The following is a 16,104-nucleotide window of genomic DNA, read 5'->3' as shown; positions in this document are numbered from 1 at the left end:
ACATGAGCAGCACCACGCTCAAGGTCGTTGCGGTGGTCGCCGTCCTGCTGGCCGTCGTGTTGGCTTTCGTCGGCTTCAAGATCAGCCGCGACTACGCCGCGCAGGTGCAGCAGGCGCAGCAGCAGGTGACGCAGCAGCAGGTTCAGCAGACGCTCGCCGTCGTCGCGCTCAAGCCGCTGGCCGCCTACCAGCCGATCGCGCGCGACGCCGTGGCCCTGGTGCCGGTGTCGGTGGTGCCGGCCGATCCATACGGCAGCATCGACGACGTCGTCGGCAAGGTGCCGCTGGTCGACATCGACGCCGGCGCGCCGGTGACGCAGCGCTACTTCAAGGAAGGCAATGTGCTCGCCCGCATCATTCCACCGGGCCATCAGGCGGTGTCGGTCGAGATCAACGACGTGGTCGCCGTCGGCGGTTTCGTGCGCCCCGGTGACATCGTCGATGTGCTGCTCTATCTGCGTGGCGGCACCGGGCTGGATCAGCCGCAGTCACGCGTGCTGCTCGAAGCCGCGCGCGTGCTGGCCTACGAGGAGCGCATCATCGACCGGCCCGAGGGCGTGCGGGACGACGCCGGTCAGCGCTCGCGGCAGCGCACCGCGGTGCTGGCGGTGCCCGAGGACCAGACCACCAAGCTGATGCTCGGCGCGAGTCTCGGCGAGCTGCGCCTGGCCCTGCATAGCCAGGCGCCTCTCGTGGCGGGGGCGCCGATGCCGCCCGTCGGGCAGAGCGACCCGACGAGGACCGCCGAGCGCGCGCCGGACAAGGCCATCGGCCTCGCCGAGCTGGCACGGCTGCAGCGCGCCCGGCAGGCCCAGCCGCGGCCGCAGGTCGAAATCCTGCGTGGCGCAAAGCGTGAAGTCGTCACGACCCACTAAGGCCCAGACCATGAACGGTGCACCAGTGCAGAACCCAGCGTCATCGCGAGGCCGCGCCGCGGTGGCGGCGATCCCGGGCAGCTCCCGGGCCGCGAGCGTCATTGGGTTGCTTCGTCACCCCTCGACGACGCTCGGGACATGCCTGCGGTTGCTCGCCATGACGGTGCTCTTGTTGTGTGCCGCACTGCCGGCGAGCGCCGAGCCGACGGTGCTGATGGTCGAGCTCGGCACCCAGCGTCTGCACCGCGCCGCCGGCGATGTCAGCCGCGTCGCGGTCGGCAATCCGGCGATCGCCGATGTGACCGTGGTCAACCGCCGCGAGCTGTTGATCACCGGCAATGGCCTGGGCATCACCAGCCTGCACGTGTGGACGCGCGGCGCGCCGCAGCCCAAGGAGTATCGCGTGCGCGTCGGCGCTGTGGTCGATCCGTCGCCGCGCGCGCGGCCGGATCCGCAGCTCGCCGGGGCGACGATCGATCAGGGACGTAGTCTGTCGGGTACGCTGCCCAACCTGCTCGCGCACCGGCGCGCGGTCCAGGCCGGGCAGCTCGCCGAGGCCGGCCAGCTCACCGACAGCAGCGGCGTCGAACTCGAAACGCAGGTGATGACCACGGTCAAGATCGCCGAGATCGGCCGCAGCACGATGCGTCGCTACGGCCTCAACGCCTCCAAGGCCAGCGGCGGCGACTCCGGCGGCCTGTTCGCGCCCGGCAGCTTGTCTGGGGTCGAACTCGGCACGGGGAGTGCGGCCGGCATCGAATTCCTGCAGAACCTACCGCTGCAGAACGCTTTCAACCTGGTGCTCGCCGATCCGGGCCGCGGTCTGCTCGGCATCATCAGCCTGCTCGAAAGCAAGGGCTTGGTGCGCGTGCTCGCCGAGCCGAGCCTGCTGGCCATGAGCGGCCAGACGGCGACGTATCTGGCCGGCGGCGAGTTCCCGGTGCCGGTGAGCCAGGGCGGTGCCAGCGCCGGCGGCATCTCGATCCAGTACAAGGAATTTGGCGTGCGTCTGGCGATCTCGCCGACGGTGCTGGCGCGCAACCGTATCGCGATGAAGGTCGCACCCGAGGTCAGCGATCTCGATTTCTCGGCCGGTATCCAGATCGGTGGCGTCGCCGTGCCGGCGCTGTCGGTGCGGCGTACCGAGACCACGATCGAGCTCGGCGACGGCGAGACCTTCGTGATCTCCGGTTTGGTCAGCAGCAACCTCGCCGACAACGTCAACAAGGTGCCGTGGCTGGGTGACATTCCGGTGCTCGGCGCGTTTTTCAAGTCCAACGACCTCAAACGCGAGGACCGTGAGCTGATCATGGTGGTGACACCGCGCCTGGTGCGCCCGCTGGCCAAGGGCGCGCGGCTGCCGAAGCTGCCGGGGTCCGAGTACGACCGCTACGCGCCGAGCGCGGCGCAGACGATCTTCCTCGAGCGCGGCGAGTTCGATAGCGGCTTTTCGCGCTGAAACCTCCGGTGCGCGTGGCAAAGGCCATAGAATCCGCCCGAGTCGAACATCGGACGAGCGCATCATGAAAACGCAGGCCGTCGTCGTCGCCGACGATCCCGTGTATCTGAGCTGGCTGGAGAACGCCGCCGGGCAGGGTGCGGAGTTCTCGCTGGTGCGGCCGCTCGACGCCGAGGATCTGATCGAGCGTGTGCAGATGATGGGGCGCGTCGACGTCGCGTTCTTCCAGTTCGAGGCCGGCAATCTCGACGCGCGCATCAGCATGATGGAACGTCTCGCCGAGCGCATGCCGGACCTGCCGATCGCCGGCCTCGGCGCTGACAGCAATCCGGACATCGTGCTCGCGGCCATGCGCGCCGGTGCCCGCGACTTTTTGGTGCTACGGCGCGACGAGGGTGACGTCGCCGCACTGCTGTCCAAGCTGCTGCGGCGCGCAGCGCCGGCGGCGCGCGCGGCGCAGAAGCAGGGGCGCTTGTTCGGTCTGTTCGCCGCCCATCCGACCGATGCGATCGCCTTCGTCGCCGAGCATCTGGCGCTGGCCACGGTCGATCTTCTGCCGCGCAGCGAACCGGTGCTGCTGATCGACATGGCCACGCCCGCCGGCGCCGCCGCGATCTTCCTCAACATCAACCAGTCGTACAGCGTGCTGGACGCGATCAACGATGTCTACCGCTGCGACCAGACGCTGATCGACACCGCGTTCTCGAAACACCCCAGCGGTCTGTACCTACTGAGCCTGCCCGAGGACCTGGTCGGCCGTCCGCAGGCCAACTTCGAGGAGTTCATCAAGCTGCTGCAGGTCGTGCGCGGCCTGTTCGGTTGCGTCGTCGTCGCCTTCGACGGCCACTTGCCGCTGCAGACCATCGCCGGCCTCGTCACCCAGGCCGACCGCTCCCTGTTGTTGACCGATCAGTCGATCATGAAGTCGCGGCACAGCAAGTACCTGCTGCGCGCGCTGCGCCTGGAAGACTGCCCGCTGGACCGCACCGCGCTGGTGGTCGACTACTACCGCCGACGTATCGGTCTTGAGCCCGAGAATCTCGCCGAGATCCTCGATCTGCCGCTGCTCGGCACGCTGTCGGCGAGCAACGGCAGTGCGCGCATCCAGGCGATGAACGCCGGCGAGCCGATGTTCACCCTTGCCCCCAAGGACCCCTTCGCGCTCGACGTGCGCCGGCTCGCCGCCGCCCTCGTCGGCGGCCAGGCGCGCGTGGCGCCGGAGCGTTCGGGGCTGCTCGGCCGCTTGTTCGGGTAACGAGGACGCGCCGTGAACGCGCCGACGCCAGCGACCGATCCGCAGATCACGCGCTTTCGGCTGTCCGAGCAGTACCAGCAGCTCAAGAACAGCTTCCACCGGCATCTGATCCAGCAGATCGAGGAGCGCGATCTCGACATCGACCGCTGGGACGCGCTCAAGATCGAACGCTTCGTCGCCGAACAGATGCGGCGCTACGTCGTCGAGCAGCGCCTGCCGGTCAACCAGCGCGAGTCCGAGGCGCTGGCGCGCGATGCGCGCGACGAGCTGATGGGCTATGGTCCGATCCAGTCGTTGATCGACGACGACAGCGTCAACGACATCGTCGTCAACGGCCCCAACAACGTCTTCGTGGAGCGCGACGGTCGGCTCTACAGCGCCCCGGTGCGTTTCTTCAACGACGCCCACGTGGTGCGCGTGATCCAGCGCATCCTCGCGCCGATCGGTCGCCGCGTCGACGAATCGACGCCGATGGTCGATGCGCGCCTGCCGGACGGTTCGCGCGTCAACGCCATCATCCCGCCGATCGCGCTCGATGGGCCGTGCCTTTCGATCCGCAAGTTCCGCAAGCAGCCGCTGTCGGCCGACGATCTGCTGCGCTACGGCACGCTCAGCGAGGCCGAGCTGGAGTACCTGAAGGAGCGCGTCGACAAGCGCACCAATCTGATCGTGGTCGGTGGTACCGGCTCGGGCAAGACCACCTTCCTCAACCTGCTGTCGCAGTGGATCCCGCCGGACGAGCGCGTCATCACCGTCGAGGACGCCGCCGAGCTGCGCCTGAACCACGGCCACGTGGTGCGCCTGGAGACGCGGCCGCCGAATCTCGAAGGCGAGCGTGCGGTCAGTGCGCGCGATCTGGTGCGCAACGCGCTGCGCATGCGTCCCGATCGCATCATCGTCGGCGAGGTGCGCGGCGACGAGGTGCTCGACATGCTGCAGGCGATGAACACCGGCCACGACGGTTCGATGACCACCCTGCACGCCAACTCCCCGCGCGACGCCGTGCACCGGCTCGAACTGCTCGCTGGTTTCGCCGGCTATACCGGCAGCGAGATCACCTTCCGCGGCCAGATCGCCTCGGCGATCCAGTTGATGGTGCACGTCAGCCGGCTCAAAGGCGGCGAGCGGCGCGTGATGTCGATCAGCGAGGTCCTCGGCATGCGCGGCGCCGAGCTGCTCATGCGCGAGCTGTTCCGCTACGACGTCGAACACGGCCGGCACGTCGACTGCCGGGGGGCGATCTGATGGCGCTCGCGATCATCTTCGGACTCGCGCTGCTGTTCGCCGGCGGCGCGATCTGGCTGTTCGTGCGCGCCGGCATGCGCGAACGCGAGGAGGACATCCTGCTGCGCCTGCGCGCGATGGGCGGCGACGAGGCGGCCTATGTGATGCCGGCCGAGCGTGCGCACCTGCGCAATCCTTTGCTGCGCTGGGCCTGCCATCTGGTGTGGCGCACCGGTGCCGAGCTGTCGGCCGACACCGTGGCGCGCATCCTGCTGGTGATCGTGGGCCTGGCGCTGATCGCGGTGCTCGTGCTCGGCTGGTTCGGCGGCCTTTCGGCGATCGCGATCCTGCTCGCCTTCGGCTGGGCCTGGCTCAACCGACAGGGCGCGCTGCGCCGCGCGCGCATCGTCGAACAGTTGCCGCCGTTCATCGAGAGCGTGATCCGGGTGCTCGGCGCCGGCAACACGCTGGACGAGGCGCTCGCGGCCTCGGCGCGCGAGAGCAGCGAGCCGATCGGGCCGCTGTTCCTGTCGATCAGCCGTCAGGTGCGCCTGGGCGCGCCGATCGAGTCGGTGCTGATGGAGACCGCCGAGATCCACCGCTTACGCGATCTCAAGGTGCTCGCGCTCGCCGCGGCGATCAACCGCAAGTACGGCGGCAGCCTGCGCAACCTGCTGCGCAGCCTGATCCATGCGGTGCGCGCGCGCGACAGCGCCGCACGCGAGTTGCGCGCACTCACCGCGGAGACGCGTTTCTCGGCCGTCGTGCTGTCGGTGATTCCGGTGGCGCTGATGCTGTACATCTTCGCGCAGAACCCCGACTACTACCGCACGATGTGGTTCGACGGTGTCGGCCGCTGGCTGTTGATCGGATCGGTGGCGCTGCAGGTCGTCGGCGTGCTGCTGATCTACCGCATGATGCGCTCGACCGAGGAGCCGGCATGACGAGGGCGCGCGCATGAATCCCACGGTGTTCGCCGGCCTCATCGCCGCGGCCATCCTCTTGGCGACGCTCGGCGTCGGCCTGCTCGCGCTGCTCTTCGTCCGTGCGCGCGACGAGCACCGCCTGCGCCGGCGGCTGGCACCGGAGGTCGCCGGCGGCGGGGGTGACTTCGACGATCGCGGTCAGCGGCCGCTGGTGGCGTCGATGGTGCGCGGCGGCAAGGCCATCGAAGGCATGGTCGACCCCGAGGGCGAGAGCGGCCGTCTGTTGATGCAGGCCGGCTGGCGCGGCGGCGAACAACGGGTGCTCTGGTACGCCTTCCAGGGCGTGTTGCCGATCGCGCTCGCGGCGCTGCTGCTCGTGTTCTGGCTGTTCGCCGAGGTCGACAACAAGTTCCTGGTCACGCTGCTGTTCGGCGTCGCCGCCGTGCTGCTCTCGTTCCTGCTGCCGCGCTGGATCCTGCGCGCCGCGGCGGCGGCGCGGCGCCGGCGCATCAAGGCCGAGGTGCCGCTGCTGATCCATCTGCTGACGCTGCTGTTCGAGGCCGGCCTGTCGACGCGCCAGGCGCTGGCGAGCCTGGTGCGCGAGGGCGGCGGCGTGCTGCCGGAGCTCGGGCGCGAACTCGATCTCGTCCTGCGCCAGATCGAGGCCGGCGCCGACACCAGCGACGTACTGAAGAATCTCGCCGATCTCGTCGAGGTGGACGATCTGAGCACCGTGCTCGGCGTGCTGCGCCAGGTCGACCGTTACGGCGGCGAGATCCGCGAACCGCTGCTCGAAGCGCTGGACGTGATCGAGGAGCGACGTTCGCTGGATCTGCGCGAGAAGGTCAATCTGCTGTCGGGACGCATGACCGTGGTCATGGTGCTGTTCTTCTTCCCGGCGCTGATGGTGTTCGTCGCCGGGCCGGCCTTCCTCGCGCTGATTCGCGCGCTCGGAGACGTCAGTGCCTAGGCGATTGTGGCTCGCAGCGCCGCTGGCGCTGGTGCTGATGCTGGCCCAGACCAGCGGCTGCGCGGCCCCGCGCCGCCTCGATGCGCCGGCGAATCCGCCGCGCGAGCGCGACGCGCAGAGCGTCGACCGCGAGGTCTACACCGATCTGATCCGCTCGATGCTGGACCAGAAGCAGTACTACGCCGCGCTCGCGCACGTCGAGCAGCGTCGTGTCGCCGGCGGCGGCGACCGCGACGAGTTGAATTACCTGGAGGCCGAGGCGCGGCGCGGCCTCGGGCAGATCGCCGCGGCCGATGCGCTCTATCAGAGCCTCTTGCGCTCGCCGCTGGCTGCCCAGGCGTATCACGGCCTCGGCCTGCTCCACGCGCGCACCGAGCCGGCGCGGTCGATCGCCTTTTTGCGCGAGGCCGCGCGGCTGCGCCCGACCGATGCCGACGTGCGCAACGATCTCGGTTACGCGCTGCTCACTGCGCGCCGGCATCGCGAGGCGCTGCACGAACTGGCGACGGCGGTGGAACTGGCGCCGGAATCGACCACCGCGCGCAACAATCTGTTGCTGCTGATGATGGTGCAAGGCGACGAGGCGGCGGTCAGCCGCATCGCGCGCGAGGCGGCGGTGCCGCCGGAGACGATTTCGCGCCTGCGTGAACGGGCGCGCATACTGAGCGCGACGCCCACGGCGTCGGGAGGTCGAGGATGAACGGTAGATACCCAGTGGCGATGGCCTTGGCGGCGGGTTTGGCCATGGCGGCGGCGAGCGCCGCCGAGCCGCCCCGGATCGGTGACGACACGCGCGCGTGGCTGGACTTGCAGGCCGGCGGCAATGCCGCGACGGCCGAGAAAAGGCCGATGCCGGGCGAGGTCGCCGAGAAGGTCTACGAGCGCTACCTGAACAGCTTCGAGAATCGCATTCCCGAGGAGTTCGAACGCGAGAGCTTCGTCTCCGGGGGCGGCGGCTGAGCATGGCGCGCTTGCGTCCCCGGCGCCGCCAGGCCGGTGCCGTCGCGGTGTTCGCGGCGATCGCCGCGGGCGCCGGGCTGGCCGCGCTGGCGTTGGCGATCGATGTCGGCCGCCTGTACGTGGCGCAGCGCGATCTGCAGCGCATCGCCGATCTCGCTGCGCTGGACGCGGCGCGCGTCACCGGCGGCTGCTTTGGCGAGCCGGAGAATCCGGCCGCGGTCGCCTATGGCGAAGCCTTGGCCAGCATCGGTCGCAACAGCCCGCGCGGGCAGGTGCAGCCCGTGAGCGTCGAGATCGGCCGCGAGGTGCTGGCCGCGGAGGGTCGGCGGTATTTCGAGCCGGGCTTTGATCGCTTCAACCACGCGGTGCGCGTGGTCGTGTCGCGGCCGGCGCCGATGCGCCTGCTGCCGCTGGCGAGCCCTGCCGGCGAGCTGCGCGCGCAGGCGGCCGCGCAGTCGCGTCCGGTCGCCAGCGTGCGCATCGGCAGCCGTCTGCTGGAGCTGGAGCCGCCGGTGCTGGACCGGCTGTTCGGCGCGCTGTTCGACGCGCCGCCGCCGAACATCTCCGCCGTGGGCTACACGAGCCTGCTGGAAGCCACCGTGCCGGTCAACGAGATCCTCGAGGTGATCGACCCCGGGAGCGACGAGCGCATCGATGAGCGGCCGATTCGGGTGGCCGAGATCCTGCGGCGTTTGGTCGAGTCGCTCGGGGACGCGGGCAATGACGCGGCGGCCGAGGCGGCAGCCCGAATCGCCGATCTGGCCGATGCCTCGGCGATGATCCTGCCCGAGGACGTGGTCGCGGTCGAACGCGAGCTGGCGCGGCTCGCGGGCAGCGCGCTGATCAGCGCCGGTGATGTGACCCTCGTGGCGGCGCAGTCCGCGTCCGAATCGCCCGTGATCGAGCTGTTCTATGCCCTGCCGCCGCCGCTGGGCGATAGCACGGCGCTGATCCGCATCATCGACCCGGGCCGGCCGGCGCTCTTGACCACACGCAAACAGCCGGGCGAGCCCGGCCCGCCCAACTTCGCCAGCAACACCCAAGCGCTGCTGATGACCAATCTGGGTTTCCACCTGCCGTCGCTGGGCGTGAACGTGGCGCTGCCGTTCTGGGTGCAGGCCGCGCAGGCCACGGCCGAGGTCGTCGACATCCGCTATGCGTGCCACGGTCAACCGCAGGACGTGGTCACCGTCGAGGCACGCAGCAGCATCAGCCGCATCGGCATCGGCGAGTTTGACGACCCGACCGCACCGGCGCCGGCGATGCGGCCGGCGACGCTGCTCGACACCGAGGTCGTCGGCAGCCTGCTCGGCCTGCCGGTGCCGGTGCGCGTGCGCGTGACCGCCGGGGCCAGCGTGGATCTGCCCGGTGACCGCGAGTCGCTGGTGTTCGTCGGGCCGTTTCCCGACGCACCAGCGCAGACGATCGGTGGCCCCGATGTGCTGCTGCTGCGCGAGGCGGTGCAGGCCCTGCCGGCGCAACTCGACATCGACGTGGAGCTGAGCCCGATCGGCGCCGCCGCGCCGGACGTCTCGGCGGTACTGCAGGCCGCGCGCGATGAGCTCGAACAGCGCTTGCGCGAGCGCATCGCCGCGACGCTGCTGCTCGCCGCCGAGCCGCTGGTGGCACGGGCGCTGCGGGATTCCGGACTGAGGCTCTCGGGCGCGGAGGTTCGCGTCATCGATCTCGTCGCCGAAGAACCTCGATTGTTTCTGCGCTGACCGGCGAGCTCGCCATGGACGGGCAGCGATGGCGGGTCGCGCTGTTGGGCGTGAGCGGCATCGGCCTGCTCACGCTGGGGCTTGCCTGTCTCGTGCGCGCCCACGGCTTGCAGACGCGGCTGGATCATGCCCAGGTGGGGGGGGAGGTGCAGCGTGCGCTGCTGCCGGCCCTGCAGCGCGGCGACGGCGAGCGGCGCCTGCGCCCCTTGGTCGATGCCTTGATGCAGCGGCCCGACCTCGCCTTGTACGCGCTCGCGGTCTACGACGCCGAGGGCGTGCTACTGACCCGCGCCGGCATGGTCGAACACCTGCGCCTGCCGCTGCTGCCGGCCTCGATCCAGGACCGTGCGCGCTCGGCGTGGTATGCGCTGATCGGCAGCGTCGGCAGCCGCCGGCTGTTCGCCGAGGATCGGCGACTGCTCGGCTCGGTGGCGTACAGCCTCGATGCCGGCGACGTCGAGGGCGTGCGCATCGAGGCCCTGGCTGCGCTGCGCCTCGCCGGCTGGTTCGCGCTCGCGCTGGCCGTGCCGATCGGCCTGATGTTCGGGCTCGCCGTGCGGCGCCGCCTGCGCACGCCGCCACCGTGGGCCGGGCGCGCCGATCCGCTGCGGCAAACGCCGAATGTCTCGTCGTGGGGTGCCGACCCACGGGCACTCGGCGATCGCGCCGGTGAGGTCATGGACGCGCTGGGCTACGGTCTCGTGCTCATCGACCGCGACGGACGCGTGCGCCATCTGAACACCACCGCCGAACGCCTGACCGGCTGGAGCGGTGCCGATGCCGCGGGGCGCATGCACTACTCGGTCGTGCATCTGTGCGACGCCGCCGACGGCGACGCCCGCCTGAGCCTGATCGAGCACGCGCTCGCACACGGCCGTCCGCGCGCGGCCGCCAGTGCGGAGCTACGCCAGCGTCATGGCGGACACACGCCGGTCGAGGCGGTCGCCCATCCGATGCGCGATCGGCGCGGCGCGCTCGACACCGTCACGCTGCTGTTTCGCGACCAGACCGCCCATCGCCGCGAGATCGAGGCCCTGCGCCGCGAGGTGCGGCTGTCGCAGGCCGTGGTCGACCACCTCGACGAAGGCCTGCTGACGACCGATCTCGCCGGCGTCGTGCGCAGCGCCAATGCGCGCGCCGAGCGCATGTTCGGCTACTCGCGCGACGAGCTGGTCGGCTTCACCGTCGCCAAGCTGATGCCGGTGCCCTTCCTCAACCTGCCGGCGATCCGCATCACCGACTACGTGCCCGGCCGCAGCCAGAGCAGGCCGCCCAAGGTCGTCGGCTGGCGCAAGGATGCGACGACCTTCCCGGTGGATCTGTGGGTGCAGCCGATGCGTGTCGATGGCGCCGACGGACTGGTGGTGATCGTGCGCGATCTGAGCGAACGCCAGCGTGGCGAGAACCTGGCGACGCGCCTCGGCCGGCTGCTCGACGCCGCCAGCGAGGAGATCTACATCTTCGATGCGCAGACGCTCAGGTTCCTCGAAGTCAACCGCGGCGCGCGCCGCAATCTCGGCTACGACGCCGAGGCACTGGTACGCATGACCCCGCTGGATATCAGCGAGGATCTCAGCGAGGACGGTCTGCGCAACTTCCTGGCGCGCCTGCACGGCGGCGAGCGCGACGATCTGGTCTACCGCTGCCGCCACCGGCGCGCGGACGGCAGCACTTACCCGGTCGAGGTGCGTCTGCACTATTCGCGCGCGGAGGAGCCGCCGGTGTTCCTGGCCATCGCCAGCGACATCAGCGAGCGTCTGGCCGCCGAACGAAAGCTCGACCAACTCGCCTACTTCGATGCGCTCACCGGTTTGCCGAACCGGGTGATGCTCCACGACCGCCTGTCGCAGGCACTGCTCGCGGCGCAGCGCGGCGCGCGCATGCTCGGCGTGTTCTTCCTCGATCTGGACCGCTTCAAGGCGATCAACGACGAGTACGGACACGAGGTCGGCGATCAGGTGCTGCGCGCGGTCGCCGACCGCCTGCGTGCGGTGGTGCGGCCGTCCGACACCGTCGCGCGCCTGTCCGGCGACGAGTTCGTGCTGCTCACGCCGGGGCTGCGCTCGGCCGAGGACGCCGCGCTGCTCGCGCACAAGGTGCTCGAACGCTTCGCCCAGCCGCTCGACCTGCCGGGACTGTCGATCACCTGCCGGCCGAGCATCGGTATCACCCTGTACCCGCTCGATGAATCCGATGCCGACGGCCTGCTGCGTCACGCCGACCAGGCGATGTACCAGGCCAAGCAGGCCGGTCGCGGCTGTTTTCGCCTGTACACGCTGCACATCGATCCCAAGCGCCTGCGCCAGCTCGAACTCGAGCGCGAGCTGCATGCCGCGGTCGCGCTCAACCAGTTCCACCTCGAGTTCACGCCGGCGCTGGCGGCCGATGGCCGCGCGCGTGCGCTGCTCGCACGCCTGCGTTGGCTGCACCCGCGCCACGGCTGGGTGGAGCAGGGGGAGATCTTTCAGGCGGCGGGCCGCGCCGGCCTGGTCGCCGACATCGAGCTGTGGATGATCTGCGCGGCCTGCGAGCGCCTGCGCGCGGCCGCCGCCGCAGCGCTACCGCTGCTGCCGCAGGTGCTGCCGCTGTCGGGCTGGCAGCTACGCGATCGCGAGTTTCTCGGCCATCTGACCGGTCTAATCGATCGTTATGCGGTGCCGGTCTCGGCCCTGGTCCTCGCGCTCACGCCGGACGGTCAGGTCGAGGCCGCCACGCACCACCCCCATCTCGACCCGCTGATCGCGCGCGGCCTGCGCTTTGGTCTGCGCGACTTCAACCGCGTGCCGGATACGCTGCCGCTGCCGCTCTCGCATGCGCTGATGCACGCGTCGCTGAGTGCGGACGCCGCTGCGGTGGCGCGGCTGCGTGCGGCGCTCGACGCTGCGGCGCTGCTGGTCGCGGTGGGCGTGGACGACGCCGATACGCGCGCGCGCTGCGAAAAGCTCGGCGTCGATTGCATGGCCGGGGTGGCGGTGGCGCCCACGCTGCCGGCCGCGGCGCTCAACGACTGGCTGCGCAACGCGCGCGTGGACGCCTGAGCGCGCGAAGGTGCAAACGCTCAGGCCCGCGACAGGCACACCGCGAGCACGTCGCAACGCGCGCGCTGCACCACGTCTTCCTCGGTGTGGCTGAACAGGGCCGACAGGCCGTGGCGCGGGTGGTGGCCGACGATGATCAGGTCGGCGCCGACGTCCGCCGCCGCGCGGTTGATCTCCGCGGCGACGCCGCCGCTGGCGACGCGCAACTGTGCATCCCCGAGCCCCAGGCGCACGCTCAGTTCGTGCAGCCGCGCGCGGGCCTGTTCCTGCAGTTGCGCGGCCAGATCCGGGGGCGCCGCCATCAGCGCCTCGCCGGTTTCGAGCGGGATGTACTCGACCACGTGCACGATCGACAGGCGCGCACCGAATTGCGCCGCGAGCGCCTTGGCCCGCTTTGCGACACCCTCGCCATGCTCGTCGATCGCGATCGCGGCAAGCAGATGCTGGTAGGTCATGGGCTGCTCCGGTGTCGGCTCGCTGGCAGTGTTGCGGATTTGGGTGCCCGGCCGCCAGTGGCCGGCCTCAGCGGCTCGCGAGCAATCCGGCGAGCCGTGCGAAATCGCGCGCGTGCAGGGTCTCGGCGCGGGCGCGCGGGTCGACGCCGGCGCGTTCGATCGTCGAGGCATCGGCGAGGCCCTTGAGCGCGTTCGCCAGGGTCTTGCGCCGCTGCGCGAAGGCCTGCGTGACGAGACGGTCGAACAGGGAAAGATCGTCGATCGCAAACTCCGGCTCGCGTGGCACCAGGCGCACGATCGCCGAATCGACCTTGGGCGCCGGGCGGAACGCCCCCGGGCCGACATCGAACAGGTGACTCACCGCGCAGCGCGCAGCGAGCGCGACGCTGAGCCGACCGTAGGCCGCGTCGCCGGGGCCGGCGACCATGCGCTCGACGACCTCCTTCTGCAGCATGAAGTGCATGTCGCGGATCACGTCGGCCTGCCGCAGCAGATGGAACAGCAGCGGCGTCGAGATGTTGTATGGGAGATTGCCGACGATGCGCAGCGGCGCATCGGCGGTGGCGAAGACGCGGTAGTCGACGCGCAGCGCGTCCGCCTGGACGATGCAAAGGCCGTCGAGGCCGGCGCAGGCCGCGTGCAGGTGCGGAATGACGTCGCGGTCGATCTCGATCACGGTCAGTGCGCGCGTGCATTCGAGCAGCGGTCGCGTGAGCGCACCCAATCCCGGGCCGATCTCGACCAGCGTCTGGCCGGGTTGCGCGTCGATGCTGCGCAGGATGCGCTCGATCACCTGCGGATCGTGCAGGAAGTTCTGGCCGAAGCGGCGCTTGGCGACGTGCGCGATCATCGCGCTCGCGCCAGTTCGACCGCGAGTGTGAAAGCCGCGCGCAGGCTGCCGACGTCGGCACGCCCGCTGCCGGCGAGCTGAAGCGCGGTACCGTGGTCGACCGAGGTGCGCACGATCGGCAGGCCCAGGGTCACGTTGACCGCGCGGCCGAAGCCGGCGTGCTTGAGCACCGGCAGGCCCTGGTCGTGATACATCGCCAGCACCGCGTCGGCCGCATCGAGCAGCGCCGGGGTGAACAGCGTGTCCGCCGGCAGTGGCCCGCGCAGTCGCAGGCCTTCGCCGCGCAGGCGTTCGAGCACCGGTGCGATCACCTCGATCTCCTCACGGCCCAGGTGACCCGACTCGCCGGCATGCGGGTTGAGGCCGCACACCAGCACGCGCGGCTCGGCGATGCCGAAACGGCTGCGCAGATCCGCGACCAGCGTGCGCAGCACGCGGTCGAGCAGCGGTGCGCTGATCGCATCGGCGACGGCGCGCAGCGGCAGGTGCGTGGTGGCCAGCGCGACGCGCAGCGGCGGCGTCGTCGGCGCCACCAGCATCATCACCACCTGGGCTGCGCCGCACTGTGCGGCCAGGTACTCGGTGTGTCCGCAGAAGGCGATGCCGGCGTCGTTGATCACGCCCTTGTGCACCGGAGCGGTGACCAAGGCCTCGGCCTCACCGGTAAGGCACAGCGCGGTTGCGCGTTGCAGCGTGTCGAGCACGTAGGCGGCGTTTGCGGGATCGAGTCGCCCCGGCTGCGCGGCGGCGCGCAGCATCACCGGGACGACGTCGAGGGTGCCGGCCGGCGTCGGCCGGCGCGCGTCCGCCGCATCGATCTCGCGGAGTTTCAGCGACAGCCCGAGCGCGCGCGCTCGGGCGTGGAGCAGGGCGGGATCGGCCACGGCGACGCGCTGCAAGCGACTGCCGGTCTGCGCTAGCAGGCAGACCAGATCGGGACCGATGCCGGCCGGCTCGCCGGGCGTGATCAGGATGCGCAGCGGCCCGCCGCGCCGGCGGTGGTCTGCATCAGAGGCTGCGCGCGGCCGCGGCATCGTCGGGTAGCCGGTACTCGATGTACGCCTCGCTGCGCAGACGTCGCAGCCAGATCTCGTACTCCTCGGCCGACTTGCGGTTACCGATGGCGTTGCGCGCACGGGCGCGACGGGTCTCCTCGGTGGTGTCGCGGGTACGCCGCTCGATCACGCCGGCGACGTGCCAGCCGAACTGCGTGCGAAACGGCGGCGACAGCTCGCCGGGCTGGAGCTGGTCGATGCGCACTTGGAACTCCGGCGCGAACACGCCGGGTGGCTGGAAGCCGAGATCGCCGCCACTGTTCTTCGAGCCGGGGTCGTCCGAGTATTCCTTGGCCAGCGTGGCGAAGTCCTCGCCGGCCTGGAGGCGGTCGTACAGATCGCGCGCGAGCAGGCGCGCCTGCTCGTCGCTGCGCACGGCATTCGGCTGGATGAGGATGTGGCGCGCACGCGTCTCGTCGACGGTCTTGCGCTCGGGGCCGCCGCGCACCTCGGCGAGCTGGATGATGTGGAAGCCGCCGAAGGCTTCGATGACCGGACTGGTCTGGCCCGGTGCCAGCGCGGCGGCGGCCTGGGCGAAACTCGGCGGCAGGTCGGCGGCGCGGCGCCAGTCGAGATCGCCGCCTTGCAGGGCCTGCTGGCCGTCGGAGTGCGCGATCGCGATCTCGGCAAAGTTCTCGCCGTCGCGGATGCGCTGCAGCAGGCCCTCGGCCTTCTTGCGCGCGGCCTCGCGTACCTCGGCGCTCGCCCCCTCGGGCACCGCGACCAGGATGTGCGACAAGCGGTATTCGACGTCCGGATCCGGCCCCTGGCTGGCGAGCAGCATGTCGACGTCGCGGTCGGTGACCACCACGCGCGAATCGACCTCACGCGCGCGGATGCGCTGGATCATGACTTCCTCGCGGATTTGTTCGCGCAGCAGCAGATAGTCCATGCCGTCGGCGCGCACCGCGTCGGCGAACTGCGCCAGCGTCATGTCGTTCTGGCGCGCGAGATTGGTCAGCACCTCGTTGAGCTCGCGGTCGTCCACGCGGATGCCGGCGGCTTCGGCGCGCTGGGTCTGGATGCGGGTGAGGATCAGCCGTTCCAGCACCTGGGCGCGCAGCAGGTCGGTGTCGGGCGCGGCGATGCCGCGCGTGGTGATCTGACGGCTGGCTTCGCGCATCGCCGCGTCGAGTTCGCTTTGCAGGATCACGCCGTCGTTGACGACGACGAGGATGCGGTCGATCGGGGTGGCCGCATGCACCGGTGCCAGCGCCGCGACGGCGAGCAGTAGCGGTGCGGCGAGAAGACGCAGAACGGCGGCGGGAACGGAGCGTGGAGTCATGGAGAACGGCGAGGCTGGAAGCGCGAAGCGG

General features: G+C 70.5%; 14 protein-coding genes. 10 read left to right on the top strand and 4 right to left on the bottom strand.

The genetic code is table 11. From position 1 onward, the window contains the following. Window positions 1-2 precede the first annotated feature (2 nt). From cpaB to ABSH63_RS01565, 10 genes are all read left to right on the top strand, one after another. Complete coding sequence (gene cpaB, locus ABSH63_RS01610; protein ID WP_352886802.1) at window positions 3-875, top strand: Flp pilus assembly protein CpaB; 873 nt, start codon at window positions 3-5, stop codon at window positions 873-875. A 157-nt stretch (window positions 876-1,032) separates the two neighbouring features. After that, window positions 1,033-2,334 carry a type II and III secretion system protein family protein gene (locus ABSH63_RS01605; RefSeq protein WP_352886800.1) on the top strand — a complete coding sequence of 434 codons (1,302 nt, stop codon included), beginning with the start codon at window positions 1,033-1,035 and terminating at the stop codon, window positions 2,332-2,334. A 64-nt stretch (window positions 2,335-2,398) separates the two neighbouring features. After that, window positions 2,399-3,589 (top strand): CpaE/TadZ family protein, encoded by a 1,191-nt coding sequence (locus tag ABSH63_RS01600; RefSeq protein ID WP_352886798.1) that lies wholly within the window; start codon window positions 2,399-2,401, stop codon window positions 3,587-3,589. Window positions 3,590-3,601: 12 nt separating this feature from the next. Further along, window positions 3,602-4,834 (top strand): TadA family conjugal transfer-associated ATPase, encoded by a 1,233-nt coding sequence (locus ABSH63_RS01595; RefSeq protein WP_352886796.1) that lies wholly within the window; start codon window positions 3,602-3,604, stop codon window positions 4,832-4,834. Beyond that, window positions 4,834-5,757, top strand: coding sequence for a type II secretion system F family protein (locus ABSH63_RS01590; protein WP_352886794.1), 924 nt, complete (start codon window positions 4,834-4,836; stop codon window positions 5,755-5,757). Before ABSH63_RS01595 ends, ABSH63_RS01590 begins: the two co-directional genes overlap by 1 nt. Before the next feature lie 13 nt (window positions 5,758-5,770). Next, window positions 5,771-6,709: a type II secretion system F family protein gene (locus ABSH63_RS01585; RefSeq protein ID WP_352886792.1), complete on the top strand. Its 939-nt coding sequence runs from the start codon at window positions 5,771-5,773 to the stop codon at window positions 6,707-6,709. After that, window positions 6,702-7,409: a tetratricopeptide repeat protein gene (locus ABSH63_RS01580; protein ID WP_352886790.1), complete on the top strand. Its 708-nt coding sequence runs from the start codon at window positions 6,702-6,704 to the stop codon at window positions 7,407-7,409. Before ABSH63_RS01585 ends, ABSH63_RS01580 begins: the two co-directional genes overlap by 8 nt. Continuing rightward, entirely contained in the window at window positions 7,406-7,669 is a 264-nt protein-coding gene (locus ABSH63_RS01575) for a DUF3613 domain-containing protein (protein WP_352886788.1), read from the top strand. The genes ABSH63_RS01580 and ABSH63_RS01575 overlap by 4 nt, the downstream gene beginning before the upstream one ends. Window positions 7,670-7,671: 2 nt before the next feature. Then, window positions 7,672-9,390 (top strand): pilus assembly protein TadG-related protein, encoded by a 1,719-nt coding sequence (locus ABSH63_RS01570; RefSeq protein ID WP_352886786.1) that lies wholly within the window; start codon window positions 7,672-7,674, stop codon window positions 9,388-9,390. Between the two features lie 14 nt (window positions 9,391-9,404). Continuing rightward, the gene (locus tag ABSH63_RS01565; protein WP_352886784.1) at window positions 9,405-12,428 is read left to right on the top strand and encodes a sensor domain-containing protein; all 3,024 of its coding nucleotides are present in this window, start codon (window positions 9,405-9,407) and stop codon (window positions 12,426-12,428) included. A gap of 20 nt (window positions 12,429-12,448) precedes the next feature. On the opposite strand, the gene ABSH63_RS01560 is transcribed toward ABSH63_RS01565, so the two are convergent. The 4 genes from ABSH63_RS01560 to ABSH63_RS01545 all read right to left on the bottom strand — a co-directional run bounded on the left by ABSH63_RS01560 (window position 12,449) and on the right by ABSH63_RS01545 (window position 16,073). Beyond that, complete coding sequence (locus ABSH63_RS01560) at window positions 12,449-12,883, bottom strand: universal stress protein (RefSeq protein WP_352886782.1); 435 nt, start codon at window positions 12,881-12,883, stop codon at window positions 12,449-12,451. Window positions 12,884-12,950: 67 nt separating this feature from the next. After that, window positions 12,951-13,733, bottom strand: coding sequence for a 16S rRNA (adenine(1518)-N(6)/adenine(1519)-N(6))-dimethyltransferase RsmA (gene rsmA / locus ABSH63_RS01555; protein WP_352886780.1), 783 nt, complete (start codon window positions 13,731-13,733; stop codon window positions 12,951-12,953). Next, window positions 13,730-14,767 carry a 4-hydroxythreonine-4-phosphate dehydrogenase PdxA gene (pdxA, locus tag ABSH63_RS01550; RefSeq protein ID WP_352886778.1) on the bottom strand — a complete coding sequence of 346 codons (1,038 nt, stop codon included), beginning with the start codon at window positions 14,765-14,767 and terminating at the stop codon, window positions 13,730-13,732. Before pdxA ends, rsmA begins: the two co-directional genes overlap by 4 nt. Beyond that, the gene (locus ABSH63_RS01545; RefSeq protein WP_352886776.1) at window positions 14,742-16,073 is read right to left on the bottom strand and encodes a peptidylprolyl isomerase; all 1,332 of its coding nucleotides are present in this window, start codon (window positions 16,071-16,073) and stop codon (window positions 14,742-14,744) included. Before ABSH63_RS01545 ends, pdxA begins: the two co-directional genes overlap by 26 nt. Window positions 16,074-16,104 lie beyond the last annotated feature (31 nt).

This window comes from Sinimarinibacterium thermocellulolyticum (assembly GCF_040327995.1).
Classification (GTDB): domain Bacteria; phylum Pseudomonadota; class Gammaproteobacteria; order Nevskiales; family Nevskiaceae; genus Solimonas; species Solimonas thermocellulolyticum.
The sequence above is the reverse complement of the archived record's forward strand: the minus strand, read 5'-3'. Positions and strand labels throughout refer to the sequence as shown.